Raw genomic sequence first — 13,517 nt, 5'->3', positions numbered from 1 at the left:
GGGACACCCGGGCCCGGCGCCTTCCCACCAGGCCCCCCAGCACCGCACCCACCGCCGGCGCCGCCGTCCGGCGTGGGGCCGGGATGGGATACGCCCCCGCCGAGGATCCGCAGGGGCGACGTCAGAGCGGCTCTGCTCGCCCTCCTCCACGAAGGGCCGCAGAACGGCTACCAGATGATCCAGGGCATCGAGGAGCGCAGCCGCGGCGTGTGGCGGCCCAGCCCCGGATCGGTCTACCCGGCGCTCCAGCAGCTGGAGGACGAGGGACTGGTGGCGGCGGACGAAGCGGGCGGGAGCCGTACGTACCGGGTGACCGAGCAGGGGCGCGCGCACGCGGCCCGGCACGCCGGCGAGGCGCCGTGGGAGGAGGTCGCCCGCACCGTGCCGGCCGGCCACCACGAGCTGCGCCTGCTCTGGGCCCAGCTCAACGAGGCCTTCTCCCACCTGGCCAGGACGGGCAGCGACCGGCAGGTGGCGGCGGCCAAGAAGCTGATCAAGCAGACCCGCAAGTCCGTCTTCCACATCCTCGCGGAGGGCTGAATGGGTGAGAACGCGGCGGTGGCCGTGCGGGGGTTGCGGAAGTCGTACGGCAAGGTCGACGCCGTCAAAGGCGTGGACTTCGAGGTGCGCCCCGGTGAGGTGTTCGGCTTCCTCGGCCCCAACGGCGCCGGCAAGACCACCACCATCAACATGCTCTGCACCCTGGTGAACCCGACCGGCGGCGGCGCCACGGTCGCGGGGCACGACGTGGTGCGGGAACGTGACGAGGTGCGCAGGAACATCGGCCTGGTCTTCCAGGACCCCACCCTCGACGGCTACCTGAGCGCCGAGCAGAACCTGCGCTTCCACGCGGAGCTGTACGGCGTGCCGAAGAGCGTGGTCGGCGACCGGATCCGGCAGGTGATGGAGATGGTGGCGCTGTGGGACCGCAAGGACGCCAAGGTGATGACGTTCTCCGGCGGCATGAAGCGCCGGCTGGAGATCGCCAGGGGCCTGCTGCACTCGCCACGGGTCTTGTTCCTGGACGAGCCGACCGTCGGCCTCGACCCGCAGACCCGCTCGGCCATCTGGGGCTACATCAACCAGTTACGGCTCATGGAGGACATCACCATCTTCATGACCACGCACTACATGGACGAGGCCGAATACTGCGACAGGATCGCGATCATCGACCACGGCGAGATCGTCGTCATCGACTCCCCTGAGGCGCTCAAGGCCAGCGTCGGCGAGGACCGCGTGCAGATCCAGACCGCCGACGACACCGCGGCGATCGAGGCGCTGCGGGAGCGGTTCGGGCTGGAGGCGGCCGTGCGCGACGGCGCGGTGACGTTCGCGGTGCCGTCGGGCGAGGAGTTCGTGCCCCGGCTGTTCGCCGAGCTCGGCATGCCGATCCGGTCGGTGAGCGTCTCCCGGCCGTCGCTCGACGACGTGTTCATGTCCTACACCGGCTCCACGATCCGCGACGCCGAGGCCGGCGGCGACACCATGGCGTGGGCGCGTGCGATGGCGAGGCGATAGTCATGGCGGCAGAGACCATCAGTGTCCGGGTGCCGGCCCGCAGCGCCGGTCACGACCTCCGGGCCATCAAGATCGTGCTCCACCGGGAGATGTTGCGGTTCGTCAACGACCGCACCCGCATGGTGTCGATGCTCACGCAGCCCGTGTTGTGGTTGTTCGTCATGGGCACGGGTCTGGGCTCGCTGGTGCAGGGCTCGATCCCCGGGATCGACTACCGCACGTTCATGTTTCCCGGCATGATCTCCATGACCGTGATCATGACGGGCATGTTCTCCGCCGGGTCCATCGTGTGGGACCGCGAGTTCGGGTTCCTCAGGGAGATGCTCGTCGCGCCCGTGTCGCGCGGCGCGATCGTGGTCGGCAAGTGCCTGGGCGGCGCCATCGTGGCCACCGGGCAGGGCGTCGTCATCCTCGCCATGGCAGGGCTGGTGGGCGTGCCCTACTCCCCCACGCTGTTCCTCACGCTGCTGGCGGAGATGTTCCTGGCGGCGTTCACGATCACGGCCTTCGGGGTGATGCTGGCCGCCCGGATGAAGAACATGCAGACCTTCTTCGGGCTGATGCAGATGGCGATCATGCCGATGATGTTCCTGTCGGGGGCGATGTTCCCGCTGGCCAACCTGCCTTCGTGGCTCCACGTGCTGACCGTCGTCAACCCGATGACGTACGCGGTGGATCCGATGCGGCAGGCGGTCTTCGCGCATCTGGACGTGCCCGCCCAGGTGAACGCGGTGCTGAATCCCGGGGTGACGTGGTTCGGTCAGCAGGTGCCGGTGCTGCTGGAGCTGGGCGTCGTGGCCGCGCTCGGTGCGGCGCTGCTCGGCGTGGGCATCGCCCAGTTCAGGCGGGCCGAGTAGGCCCGGGGCGACGAGGCCCGGGGCGGTGCGCCCCGGGCCCGTCGTCGTGTCAGGGAGTTCAGGCGGTCACCGTCTCACGCGGACGTAGTCCGAGCCGCTGGTGTCGCCGTGGGCGTCGTCGTCACCGCGGAAGACGAACCTCCAGCGGCCCGACCGCCAGGCCTTGGCCTTGGTGTAGAGGCGGCCGCTGTCGCTGGACCAGGTCGTCTTCACGTACTGCCACGTGCGCGAGCCCAGCGGCCTGAAGTACAGCGACACCCGGCCCTGGTACCCCTCCCAGGAGCCCTCGTCGTCGATCTGCAGCAGGCCCCTGATCCTCAGGTGAGAGCCGCGCTCGACCGGCTCGGGGTACGCGTTGACCTTGATCAGCCGCGTGTCCGCCTTCTCGGGCGGCGTGACGGTCACCCAGTCCGGGCGGCTGGCCGTGCCCTTGACGCCGCGGGCGCCGCCGTACTCGGCGCGCCACCAGCCCGAGCTCCGCGCGGTGGCAGAGGCGTAGAAGCGGCCGTGGCGGCTGGTCCTGTCGCTCGTGACGTACGTCCAGCGGTCGGAGCCGGCGGCCTTGAAGAAGATCTCCACCCGCTGGCCGGACACGCGAGCGCGGTCCTCGATCCGCAGGGAGCCGGAGAAGCGGAGCCTGTCGCCCTGCTCCACGGGCTCGGGACGGGCGTCGAAGCGGGAGATCCGGCTGTCGAGCCTGGAGCGCCTGACGTCGACCCGGTCGGAGTCGCTGACGGACGACTCGGCCGCGGACGTCGCCGCGAACTGGGCCCGCCACCAGCCGGTGGAGTCGACGCGGACGCGGGCGCTGAACCAGCCGCCGCGGCCGGTCCGCACCTTGGCGACCTCGCGGTAGGCGTCCGTACCACGCTCACGGAAGGTGATCGCGACGGACTGGCCGGAGTAGGCCTTGCCGTCGGCGAGGAGCCGTCCGGAGACCCTGATCCTGTCGCCCTTGTCCACCTGGTCGGGGCGGGCGCCGAAGTTGGCGATCTTGGTGTCGAGCAGTTTCCTGACGACTTCGAACGTCCCGCTGCGAGACGCGTCGCCGCCGCCGGTGGCGGAGGCTCTCCAGCCCCACTTGCCGACGTTGCCGGCGTCGAAGGACTTCGTGCCGGTCCACTTCGTCCAGTTTCCGCGCTTGGCCGGCGTCAGGGTGACGGGGGTGTCGACGCTGACGTCGCCGGGCGCCTTGACCGTGAAACCGGCCTTCTCCGCGCCCTTGGTGTAGAAGCTGAACGTGGCCTTGACCGCGCCCTTGGAGACGTCGATCGGAGGGCCGGGGTCGATGCTCACCCTGGCGATGGCGGGGGATTGAGCCGCCGTCGCGGCGGTGGCCGCCGAGACGACCGTCCCGGCGGCCAGCACGGTGGCGAGAGCGGCTACACGGATGCGTTGTAACATGCGGGTTCCTTTCTGGACACCCCATTGGTCCAACGCGGCATTGAGGGTGCCACGTGTGTCACCCAGTAGACGTGCTCGCGAACGGGAAGGTTGGGGATTCTGACAAACAGTAATAAGTTGGGGTCAAAGGGACCGGTCCACAACATGTCATCGGTGTCCGGCAGACGGCAGCGCCGAACAAAGACATAATCGAGCTGTGGCGCGCGACACAGTTGAGACTCATTTCACCCAGGCCGTTGCGATGCTTGAGGCGGGCCCCGCCCGAGATCCCGGGCAGCCGGTCCGCGACGGCGTCGCCCTGACCGGCGAGCAGTGCCGCACCCTGTTCCACCGCCAGCTCGACAGCCGGCTGCTCGACGTCGCCGCCCGCTGGTTGCGCGCGCAGGACGAGGGCTACTACACGATCGGCTCCGCCGGTCACGAAGGCAACGCGGCCGTCGCCGCCGCGCTGCGGCCCGGCGACCCCGCCCTGCTCCACTACCGCTCCGGCGCCTTCTATCTCACCAGGTCAGAGCAGGCCGGGCGGCTGCCCGAGCAGGGCATCCGCGACGTGCTGATGGGCCTGACCGCGGCGGCCGACGAGCCGATCGCGGGCGGCAGGCACAAGGTGTTCGGCCATCCCGACCTGGCCGTCATCCCGCAGACCTCGACGATCGCCAGCCACCTGCCCAGGGCCGTCGGCGTGGCGTTCGCGATCGAGCGGGCGCGGGCCCTCGGCGTCAGGTCCGCCTGGCCGGAAGACGCGGTCGCCGTCTGCAGCTTCGGCGACGCCTCGATCAACCACGCCAGCGCCCTGTCCGGCTTCAACACCGCCTCCTACGCGACCCACCAGGGGCAGGCGCTGCCCCTCCTGTTCGTGTGCGAGGACAACGGCATCGGCATCAGCGTCCGCACCCCCAAGGGGTGGGTGGAAGCGGCCGCGCGGCGCCCGGGCATCGTCTACTTCGCCGCCGACGGCTGCGACCTGGCACAGGTCTACGACGTGGCCGTCCGTGCCGCCGAGCACGTACGCGAGCACCGCTCTCCCGCCTTCCTGCACCTGTCGACCGTGCGGCTCATGGGGCACGCCGGCTCGGACGTCGAGTCGGCCTACCGCACGCAGCGCGAGATCAAGGCCGGCCTCGCGCGCGACCCGCTGCTGCGGACGGCGGCGCTGCTCGTCGAAGCCGGGCTGGAGACCCCGGAAGGGCTGCTCACCACGTACGAGTCCACACGTGAGCACGTGCTGCGGATGGCGATGGAGACGACGCGCAGCCCGCGGCTCGGCTCGGCCCGCGAGGTCATGGAGCCGATCGCGCCGCGCGACCCCGAGTTGATCGCCAGGATCAGCCCGGTGGCGGCCACCGGCGAGGCCAGGGAGAAGACGTTCGCCGGGTCTCTGCCGGAGAACGAGCAGCCGCTGACGCTCTGCCAGTCCGTCAACCGCACGCTCGCCGACGCGCTGACCGTCTACCCGGAGATGACGGTGTTCGGCGAGGACGTCGCCAAGAAGGGCGGCGTCTACGGCGTGACCAGGGGGTTGCAGAAGCGGTTCGGACCTGGGCGGGTGTTCGACACGCTGCTCGACGAGCAGGCCGTCCTGGGGCTGGCGCTCGGCTCCGGCGTGTCGGGGCTGCTGCCGGTGCCCGAGATCCAATACCTCGCCTACCTGCACAACGCGCTCGACCAGATCCGCGGGGAGGCGGCCACGCTGTCGTTCTTCTCGCGCGGCACCTACACCAACCCGATGGTGGTGCGGGTGGCCGGCTACGCCTACCAGAAGGGGTTCGGCGGCCACTTCCACAACGACAACGCGGTGGCGGCGCTGCGCGACATCCCGGGGCTGGTCATCGCCTCGCCGTCGCGCCCCGACGACGCCTCGGCCATGCTGCGCACCTGCCTGGCGGCGGCCCGCATGTCCGGGTCGGTCTGCGTCTACCTGGAGCCGATCGCGCTCTACCACACGCGTGACCTGTTCGAGCAGGGCGACGGAGGCTGGCTGGCGCCCTACGCGCCGCCCGGTCGCTGGGCCGAGACCCACGTCCCCATCGGGCGCGCCCGCTCCTACGGCGACGGGCGCGACCTGACGATCGTGACGTTCGGCAACGGGGTGCGGATGAGCCTGCGCGCCGCGGTGCGGCTCACCCAGGAGGGCTACGGCTGCCGCGTGCTCGACCTGCGCTGGCTGGCGCCGCTGCCGTTGGACGACCTGCTGCGGGCCGCGGAGCTGACCGGCAACGTGCTGATCGCCGACGAGACCCGGCACTCGGGAGGCGTGTCGGAGGGCGTCGTGGCCGAGCTGCTCGACGCCGGGTTCACCGGGTCGATCGCCCGGGTCACCTCATCCGACAGCTTCATCCCGCTCGGCGGGGCGGCCGACCACGTGCTGCTGTCGGAGGAGGAGATCGAGCAGGCGGCGCGCAAGCTACTCGGTTGAGCGCGCCACCGCGCCCCTGATGCACATGGGCTTCGACCAGGCCACGGTCGACGACTCCGAGATGCGCAGGGGCACGCCGACGACGAAGCAGTAGCCGGTGTCGGGGTCGAGACCCGCGACACGGGTCGAGGTGGCTCCCTGGGCCAGCGCGGTGATGCGCTGCTCGCCCTCTTTCACCGGCGAACGCTGCAGCACGACGGGATAGCGGCGGGCCCCGGAGGGCAGCGCCCAGCGCAGCTTCACCAGCGCACCCTGGTCCGCCGTCACCTTCAGGGCGCGCGGGGCCAGCGCCGCCACGTCCCGCTCGTCGATGGGCTCGGGCTCGCCGGTGCCCTGCTGGGAGGCCGGCGGCTGGGTGGTCGTGCGAGGGGGCGGGCTCTGCTGGAGCGACAGGTGCACCGCCAGCGCCGTGCCGCCGGCCGCGATGACGGCGATCCCGACACCGATCACGAGGTTTGTCGCCGGCCGCGGCGATCCGGCCGGCACGCCAGGCCCGCGGGGCGCCGGCCCACCGGTCGCGGCCGGATTGACCGGGCCGGCCGGACCGGTCGCGTGCGGGTCGTGGCGGGGGTAGGACACCGTGGACATCCCCGGTCCCGGCCCCGGATCCTGGCCCACCAGGTCCGTCACCGGCAGACCCAGCTCTCCCTGCACCTCCTGCAACGTCCGCGCGAGCTCACGCGCGGACGCGTACCGGGCCTCGGGGTGTTTGGACATCGCCCGCAGGATCGTCTCGAAGACCGGCGGCGGCACGTCGGCGCGGTTGAGGGGTGGCGGATCGACGCTGAGCACGCGGTACATCAGCGGCGCGATCGACGGGTCCGTCGCGTTGTGGAAAGCCGGCCGGCCGGCCAGCAGGTGGTAGAGGGTCGAGCCGAGCGAGTAGATGTCGGTCGAAGCGGAGTGGGGGGCGCCGGTGAGCACCTCGGGGGCGGCGTGCAGCGGCGTGAACGCCTGCGAGGTGGCCGAGACCTCCGCGTTGTCGACGACCCTGGCCACGCCGAAGTCGGCGATGGCGGGCTCGCCGTACCGGGAGATGAGGATGTTCTGCGGCTTGATGTCGCCGTGCAGGACGCCGGCCTCGTGCACGGCGGCCAGCGCGCCGGCCAGCTTGACGCCCGCGCGCAGCGTGTCCTGCACGGACAGCGGGCCCTCCCGGCGGACCTTGTCACGCAGCGAGCCGTGCTCGAAGAAGTCCATCGCGATGTACGGCTTGCCGGAGCGCGTCACACCGGTGTCGAAGACGGTCACGACGTTGGGGTGGCCGGTCAGGCGGCCGGTGAGCTGCAACTCCCGCTGGAACCGGCGCATAGTGCGCTGGTCGACCCGGTCGACGGAGAGCACCTTGAGTGCCACGATCCGGTCGAGGCGCTCCTGGTGGGCGCGGTAGACGACGGCGAACCCGCCCCGGCCCGCCTCGTCGAGCACGCGGTAGCCCGGTGCGTTCTCGACTGGCAGCACGGCACTCCCCCCTGTCACGGAGCTCGCAGGCGAGTTTAGCGGGGAGATGCGAGCCTAGAGAGGATTCATGAGGTATGCGGCGAAAGCCACTGACGCGAGCGACACCAGCAGGAAGAAGAACACGTAGAACCCGCCCGGCAGGATCGTCAGCCTGGCCAGCTGGTCGGCGTCGGAGTCACGGGCCTGGCGCCGGTGCCGCTTGCGCTGCAGCTCGATGACCGGCCGGATCCCGCCGAACAGCAGGAACCACACCGCCACCAGGGCCACGACCTGCTGAACCTCGGCCGGCGCGTACATGATGAGGGCGAACACCGCGCCGCCGGTGGCCAGCAGGATCAGGGCGCCGTACAGGTTGCGGATGAGCAGCAGCATGCAGACCAGGAACAGCAGCACGACCCAGATCAGCAGCGTGATGCGGCCCTGCTCGGTCAGCCACGCCGCGGCCAGGCCCAGCAGCGAGGGCGCGAGATAACCGGCCAGCGCGGTCAGGACCATGCCGGGACCGGTGGGCTTGCCCCTGGTCAGGGTGACGCCCGAGGTGTCGGAGTGCAGGCGGATGCCTTCGAGCTTGCGCCGGGTGGCCAGCGCCATCAGCGCATGGCCACCCTCGTGGGCGATCGTGATCAGGCCCCTGGACACCTGCCAGGGCAGGCGGAAACCGACGAGCACGAGCGCGGCGAGAGCCGAGACCGCCATGACCCAGGGGTCGGGGTCAGGCTGAACCTCGATCAGGTGGGCCCAGAACTTGTCCATCGAGGGAGAACCCTATCCAGGTAAAGTCCTTCCCGTGGCCACAGAACAACATTCTGACGCGGAGGTGCCGGACTGGTGGCGGGGCCTCGGCTTGCCCGGCCTGATCGACCTGCACGTTCACTTCCTGCCCGAACGCATGCAGCGGCGCGTCTGGCACCACTTCCGCCACGGCGGCCCGCTGGTGGGCGACGGCTGGAAGATCGAGTACGAGTGGCCGGTGGAGGAGCGGCTGACGCGGCTGCGGGAGCTGGGCGTACGCACGTTCCCCGCCCTCGCCTACGCCCACAAACCGGGCATGGCCGCCGATCTCAACGCCTGGACTCTCGACTTCGCCCGCCGTACACCGGAATGCCTCCCGTCGGCGACCTTCTACCCCGAGCCTGGAGTCGTGGGCTACGTGCGACGAGCGCTCACGGACGGTGCCCGGATCTTCAAGGTGCACCTGCAGGTCGGCGGGTTCGACCCGCGAAGCGAGGAACTGGACGAGGTGTGGGGGCTGCTGGTGGAGGCCGGGGTGCCGGTGGTGACGCACGCCAGCTCGGTGCCCGTCCCCTGCGGTCACGTCGGCGCGGAGCCGATCGGCCGGGTGCTGCGCCGCCATCCCGGGCTCCGGCTGGTGATCGCGCACCTGGGGATGCCGGAGTACGACCCGTTCTTCGAGCTGGCCGCGCGCTACGAACGGGTCGCGCTGGACACCACGATGGCGTTCACCGACTTCGCCGAGCGCGGCATGCCGTTCCCCGCCCGGCTGCGGCCCGCGCTGCTTGATCTCGGCCTCGCGGGGAAGGTGGTGCTCGGTAGTGACTTCCCGACCATCCCGTACTCCTACGCGCACCAGCTCGACGCGCTCGCCCGGCTCGGCCTCGGCGACGCCTGGCTCAGGGCCGTGTGCTGGGACAACGGCGCGGACATGATCTGATGAGAAAGTGAACGATCGGCACGTGGCGCTCATCAGCGCCTTCTACGACGCTCTGGGGCAGGCGGACTTCGCGGCCATGGAGAGCTGCTACCACCCCGAGGTCAGTTTCGGCGACCCCATCTTCCAGGAGGTGGACGGGCGCGAAAGGGTCATGCGGATGTGGCGGCTGCAGCTCGGCGTCCGCAATGGGCTGAAGTCCGCCTACGGCGACGTGACGGCGGACGACCACAGCGGCACCGCGCACTGGACGGCCCGCTACACGTTCTCGCGCACGGGACGCGAGGTCGTCAACGAGATCGACGCGCTGTTCAGGTTCGAGGACGGGCTGATCGTCCGCCACCACGACGACTTCGACTTCAGGCGCTGGTCGAAGATGGCGCTCGGCAGGCCGCACGGGCTGCTGTTCGGCTGGACTCCCATGTGGCGCAAGTCCATCAGAGACCGGGCGGCGCAGCAGCTCGGCGGGTTCCAGCCCGCGTAACCGTTGGGAGGGGCAGGGAAGGCATGGCCAGGGTCAGAGGGTTCAGGCGCGGCACGGACGCACGCGAGGAGGCGCCCGAGCTCTCCATGGACCCGCGCGCCTCGGAAGAGCCGCCCTACCGGCCGACCGTCATCGACAACGCGATCTACCGCGACGGGGAGCGGGTCGACAACCCGGGCTCGCTCGCCGACGCCTTCGAACGCCTCAAGCAGGAGCCGGGCAGCATGGCCTGGATCGGCCTCTACCGGCCGAAGGAATGGGAACTGGTCAAGCTCGGCGAGGAGTTCGAGCTGCACGAGCTGGCGCTGGAGGACGCCATCGTCGGCTCCCAGCGGCCCAAGGCCGACCGTTACGGCGACACGCTGTTCGTGGTGCTGCGGGCCGCACGCTACCTCGACGACGTGGAGGAGGTCGCGTTCGGGGAGCTGCACCTCTTCGTCGGCCCCAACTTCGTGATCACCGTACGCCACGCGGAGGCGCCCGACCTGCACGGAGTGCGCCGGCGGATGGAGTCGGACCCCGCCCTGCTCCGGCAGGGCCCGCAGGCCGTGCTCTACGCCATCCTCGACGCCGTCGTCGACGGCTACGCGCCGGTGGTGGCCGGGCTGCAGAAGGACATCGAGGAGATCGAGGTCCAGGTCTTCGGCGGCGACCCTTCGGTCTCCCGCCGCGTCTACGAGCTGTCGGGCGAGGTGATCGAGTTCCAGCGGGCCACGGCGCCGCTGGTCGGGATGATCCACGGGTTCATCGCGGGAGCGGCGAAATACGGGGTGACCAGCGAGCTGGAGAGCTATATGCGTGACGTGGCCGACCACGCGATCACCGTGGAGGAGCGCATCTCGTCCTTCCGGCAGACGTTGCAGAACATCCTCATCGTCAACTCGACGCTCGTCACGCAGGCTCAGAACGAGGAGATGGCGCGGATGACGGAGGCGAGCATCAGGCAGGGCGAGGAGGTCAAGAAGATCTCCGCCTGGGCCGCCATCCTCTTCGCGCCCACCCTGGTCGGCACCATTTACGGGATGAACTTCGACTTCATGCCCGAAACGCACTGGGCGTTCGGCTACCCGTTCTCCATCCTGCTCATGGCCGCCGTCTGCCTGATCCTCTACACCGTCTTCAAACGCCGCGACTGGCTCTGACTTCGTGCCATCGACGCCCGAGGCTTCACGGGCGTGTCGGCGAAGACTCCACACCCCTTTGCCCAAGCTGCCGCAGCGGCCATCGCGAATCTTCGCCACTTACAGTGTTCGTTGTGTGACAATGAGTGTCATGCCGTCCCCCCGACATGACACGCTTGTCAAGCTGTTCCACGACCGTCCCTCACTGGTGGTCGATATTCTGCGCGATCTCATGGGCGTGAACCTGCCCGTCACTCCGCTGATCCAGATTGAGAAGACCACCTTCAACACCCGCCCCTCCGACGACATCGAGGCCGACCTGGTGCTGACCATGGGGCCACCGCAAGCCATCGCACACGCCGTCATCGTGGAGATCCAGCAGGACAGGTCCAAGGACCCCCGGCAGTTGGCTCGCTACGCGGCCTCGCTGTGGCTGATGCTGAAGTGCGATGTCACCGTGTTGGTCATCTGTCCCGACCGCAAAGACGCCATCTACTACGCAGAGCCGATCGACTCCGGGCTGACCGGTTACCGCTTCCAGGCCTGGGTGCTGGGACCGGACGCCATCCCCGCCATCACCGACCCCCAGCAAGCCGCCGACCACCTGGACCTCGCGGCCATGTCGGTCATGGTCCACGGTCGCAGCCGCAAGGTCATCGAGGCGTTCGCCACAGCACTGGCCGACAGCCCCGACGACCACGCTCCGAAGTACTATGAATACGCCTTCAGCATGGCCGCGCCCGAGATCCAGCGTCTCATGGAGGAAATCATGACATCCACCGACTGGCCCGTCTACAGTCCTTTCGCCCGCGAGCACTACGGCCGCGGCCTCGAAGAAGGCAGGACAGAAGGCAAAGCAGAGGGCAGGACCGAGGGCAAGGCGGAAGAAGCAGCCAAGTCAGTGTTGCTCGTGCTGACAGCCCGCGGCCTCGACGTCTCAGAGGACGCCCGCGTCCGGATCACTTCCTGCACTGACCTGGCCCAGCTCGAAACCTGGCTCACCCGGGCCGCCACCGCCCAAGCCCTTCAGGATCTGTTCACCTGAGCCCGCCCCGCTCTAATCTGCTCCGGCAGCCGGGCGAGTAAATCTGAACGTCCAGCGTTCGCGGATTCTGTGGCCTCGTCGCTGCTTCGAGGCGGAGGTCATCGGCATTCCGGCAGAATTGTGAGAGCCGCCGCCCCCGGATCGGGGCGGCTCACCACGTCGCCGCGATCACCATGCCGACCACGACCAGGGAGACGATGGCGACGCGCAGCGCGGCGAGAGTACGCCTCCGGCCAGTGGCGATCATTCCTGCTCCTCAGGTGTCCGGACCGAGGCGTTCTTCCAGGCGTTCGAGGCGCTGGACGAACGGCTGGAGCTCCTGACGGATCGCGGCCGCCAGTCTCGCCTGCACGGCGGCCCCGGCCTCTCCTTGGGCGCTCGCCCCGCCCTGGGCCGCGAGGGTGTCCTGCTGAGCCTGGGCACGCAGGTGGACATGTCCGGCCAGGGCCGCCACCACCGCGCGCCGGGTGAGCCGGGGCTCGGCGCCCAGCCCGCGCAGGACCTGGCCGGCGATCCCGTCGGGCTCGGCGACGAGGCCGAGCAGGAGGTGCTCACAACCGACGTAGTTGTGGCCGAGAGAGGTGGCCTCGGTGACGGTGAGCTCCAGGGCGTTGGCGGCCTCCGTGCTCAGCGCCAGCGGCGCGTCGCCGTCCGTGGCGCCTTCAGGCTCCTGGGCCGGCCGGTGGCGGGAGAGGTCGCGCCCGGCCTGCTCGGGGTCGACGTCCATGGCGCGCAGCACGTGCAGCGCCAGGTTGGCGCCCTCGCTCAGCATGCCGGCGAGCAGGTGCTCGGTGCCGACGCTGGTGGCCCCGTCGGCCCTGGCCGCCTCCTGGGCCAGCTTGACCACCACGACGCGGGTCCTGGGAGTGAGGTGTGCCAGCGCCCCGGTCGGCTCGTCGAGGTCTTGGGGGACCAGGGCCATCTCCCTGATGGCGGTCACCCGGCGCACCGCCTGCTCCAGGGCACGCTGACAGATCGCCGACACCGGGACGCCGGCCTGCTTGACGGCCTCGGCGAGCTCGTCGGGGAGGTATACGTTGATCTTAGGCATGCCCCCACTATAACCCCAATGGGGTGCTAGACCATACCCCATGCCCGTTGGCGAGATTCAGAACGGAGGGGCGCGTCGCGGTGCGGCCGTGCTCCGGCCGGCAGAGGCGCAGCGGGCTCACCCACGCAGGGTGAGCCCGAGTAGATGGGCGATCCGGCACCGGGCGACGGCTGCTCCCCGAAGTCACCGATGGCAGGCCCGACAGCGCTCGTCAAACAGCGGCCCTTCGACCTGCGATCGCACACTTATAGTAAAGCATCTGTCACACTCCGCACCACCGGGTGGAGAAACCGTGACACCGGTGGATCGAGGCGCGTCAAGCGCGGAAGATGTGGCGCATGCCGAAGCCCGTCGGGAAGGCGCGGGCCGGCGCGCTGGCGGACACCGTGTGGCGCCCGCCGCTCGACTTCGAGAAGTCGAAGACGGTGATCGTGCCTTCAGGCTGTTGTAGTGCGGGCTCGGCATGGCGCTGGTGCCGCCCGGGCTGGGCG

General features: G+C 70.0%; 12 protein-coding genes. 8 read left to right on the top strand and 4 right to left on the bottom strand.

What is annotated here, in order from left to right; genetic code table 11:
* The 3 genes from E1294_RS47115 to E1294_RS47105 form a co-directional block, all read left to right on the top strand.
* Positions 1-540 (top strand): PadR family transcriptional regulator (locus E1294_RS47115; RefSeq protein WP_220448345.1); only part of this gene is annotated, 540 nt, incomplete at its 5' end.
* Entirely contained in the window at positions 541-1,518 is a 978-nt protein-coding gene (locus E1294_RS47110; protein WP_132518514.1) for an ATP-binding cassette domain-containing protein, read from the top strand.
* A gap of 2 nt (positions 1,519-1,520) precedes the next feature.
* Positions 1,521-2,375: an ABC transporter permease gene (locus E1294_RS47105; protein ID WP_132518512.1), complete on the top strand. Its 855-nt coding sequence runs from the start codon at positions 1,521-1,523 to the stop codon at positions 2,373-2,375.
* Between the two features lie 66 nt (positions 2,376-2,441).
* Here E1294_RS47105 and E1294_RS47100 read toward each other — a convergent pair whose 3' ends face one another.
* Positions 2,442-3,779: a hypothetical protein gene (locus E1294_RS47100; RefSeq protein ID WP_132518510.1), complete on the bottom strand. Its 1,338-nt coding sequence runs from the start codon at positions 3,777-3,779 to the stop codon at positions 2,442-2,444.
* A gap of 241 nt (positions 3,780-4,020) precedes the next feature.
* Between E1294_RS47100 and E1294_RS47095 the strand changes: the two genes are divergently transcribed.
* On the top strand, positions 4,021-6,195 hold the full coding sequence (locus E1294_RS47095) for a thiamine pyrophosphate-dependent enzyme (protein ID WP_165977879.1): 2,175 nt from the start codon (positions 4,021-4,023) through the stop codon (positions 6,193-6,195).
* On the opposite strand, the gene E1294_RS47090 is transcribed toward E1294_RS47095, so the two are convergent.
* Together E1294_RS47090 and E1294_RS47085 are read right to left on the bottom strand one after the other, a co-directional pair.
* The gene (locus E1294_RS47090) at positions 6,184-7,656 is read right to left on the bottom strand and encodes a serine/threonine-protein kinase (protein WP_132518506.1); all 1,473 of its coding nucleotides are present in this window, start codon (positions 7,654-7,656) and stop codon (positions 6,184-6,186) included. The two genes, E1294_RS47095 and E1294_RS47090, sit on opposite strands and share 12 nt — an antisense overlap.
* Before the next feature lie 54 nt (positions 7,657-7,710).
* Positions 7,711-8,409 (bottom strand): M50 family metallopeptidase, encoded by a 699-nt coding sequence (locus E1294_RS47085; protein WP_132518504.1) that lies wholly within the window; start codon positions 8,407-8,409, stop codon positions 7,711-7,713.
* Between the two features lie 34 nt (positions 8,410-8,443).
* On the opposite strand from E1294_RS47085, the gene E1294_RS47080 reads away from it, so the two are divergent.
* From E1294_RS47080 to E1294_RS47065, 4 genes are all read left to right on the top strand, one after another.
* Positions 8,444-9,328, top strand: a complete 885-nt coding sequence (locus E1294_RS47080; RefSeq protein ID WP_246083782.1) for an amidohydrolase family protein — start codon at positions 8,444-8,446, stop codon at positions 9,326-9,328.
* Between the two features lie 7 nt (positions 9,329-9,335).
* Positions 9,336-9,809 carry a nuclear transport factor 2 family protein gene (locus tag E1294_RS47075; RefSeq protein ID WP_132518502.1) on the top strand — a complete coding sequence of 158 codons (474 nt, stop codon included), beginning with the start codon at positions 9,336-9,338 and terminating at the stop codon, positions 9,807-9,809.
* Between the two features lie 23 nt (positions 9,810-9,832).
* Positions 9,833-10,951: a magnesium and cobalt transport protein CorA gene (locus E1294_RS47070; RefSeq protein ID WP_132518500.1), complete on the top strand. Its 1,119-nt coding sequence runs from the start codon at positions 9,833-9,835 to the stop codon at positions 10,949-10,951.
* A gap of 130 nt (positions 10,952-11,081) precedes the next feature.
* On the top strand, positions 11,082-11,975 hold the full coding sequence (locus tag E1294_RS47065; RefSeq protein WP_246083781.1) for an RpnC/YadD family protein: 894 nt from the start codon (positions 11,082-11,084) through the stop codon (positions 11,973-11,975).
* Between the two features lie 256 nt (positions 11,976-12,231).
* On the opposite strand, the gene E1294_RS47060 is transcribed toward E1294_RS47065, so the two are convergent.
* Positions 12,232-13,026, bottom strand: coding sequence for a Clp protease N-terminal domain-containing protein (locus E1294_RS47060; RefSeq protein ID WP_132518498.1), 795 nt, complete (start codon positions 13,024-13,026; stop codon positions 12,232-12,234).
* Between the last annotated feature and the right edge of the window lie 491 nt (positions 13,027-13,517).

It is taken from the genome of Nonomuraea diastatica (assembly GCF_004349015.1).
Classification (GTDB): domain Bacteria; phylum Actinomycetota; class Actinomycetes; order Streptosporangiales; family Streptosporangiaceae; genus Nonomuraea; species Nonomuraea diastatica.
This window is presented reverse-complemented; position numbering and strand designations above follow the sequence as displayed.

Bases quoted from the DNA above. Each gene is read 5' to 3' on its own strand.
- E1294_RS47110 (WP_132518514.1), top strand. From the start codon at position 541: ATGGGTGAGAACGCGGCGGTGGCCGTGCGGGGGTTGCGGAAGTCGTAC.
- E1294_RS47105 (WP_132518512.1), top strand. From the start codon at position 1,521: ATGGCGGCAGAGACCATCAGTGTCCGGGTGCCGGCCCGCAGCGCCGGT.
- E1294_RS47100 (WP_132518510.1), bottom strand. From the start codon at position 3,779: ATGTTACAACGCATCCGTGTAGCCGCTCTCGCCACCGTGCTGGCCGCC.
- E1294_RS47095 (WP_165977879.1), top strand. From the start codon at position 4,021: ATGCTTGAGGCGGGCCCCGCCCGAGATCCCGGGCAGCCGGTCCGCGAC.
- E1294_RS47085 (WP_132518504.1), bottom strand. From the start codon at position 8,409: ATGGACAAGTTCTGGGCCCACCTGATCGAGGTTCAGCCTGACCCCGAC.
- E1294_RS47070 (WP_132518500.1), top strand. From the start codon at position 9,833: ATGGCCAGGGTCAGAGGGTTCAGGCGCGGCACGGACGCACGCGAGGAG.
- E1294_RS47065 (WP_246083781.1), top strand. From the start codon at position 11,082: ATGCCGTCCCCCCGACATGACACGCTTGTCAAGCTGTTCCACGACCGT.
- E1294_RS47060 (WP_132518498.1), bottom strand. From the start codon at position 13,026: ATGCCTAAGATCAACGTATACCTCCCCGACGAGCTCGCCGAGGCCGTC.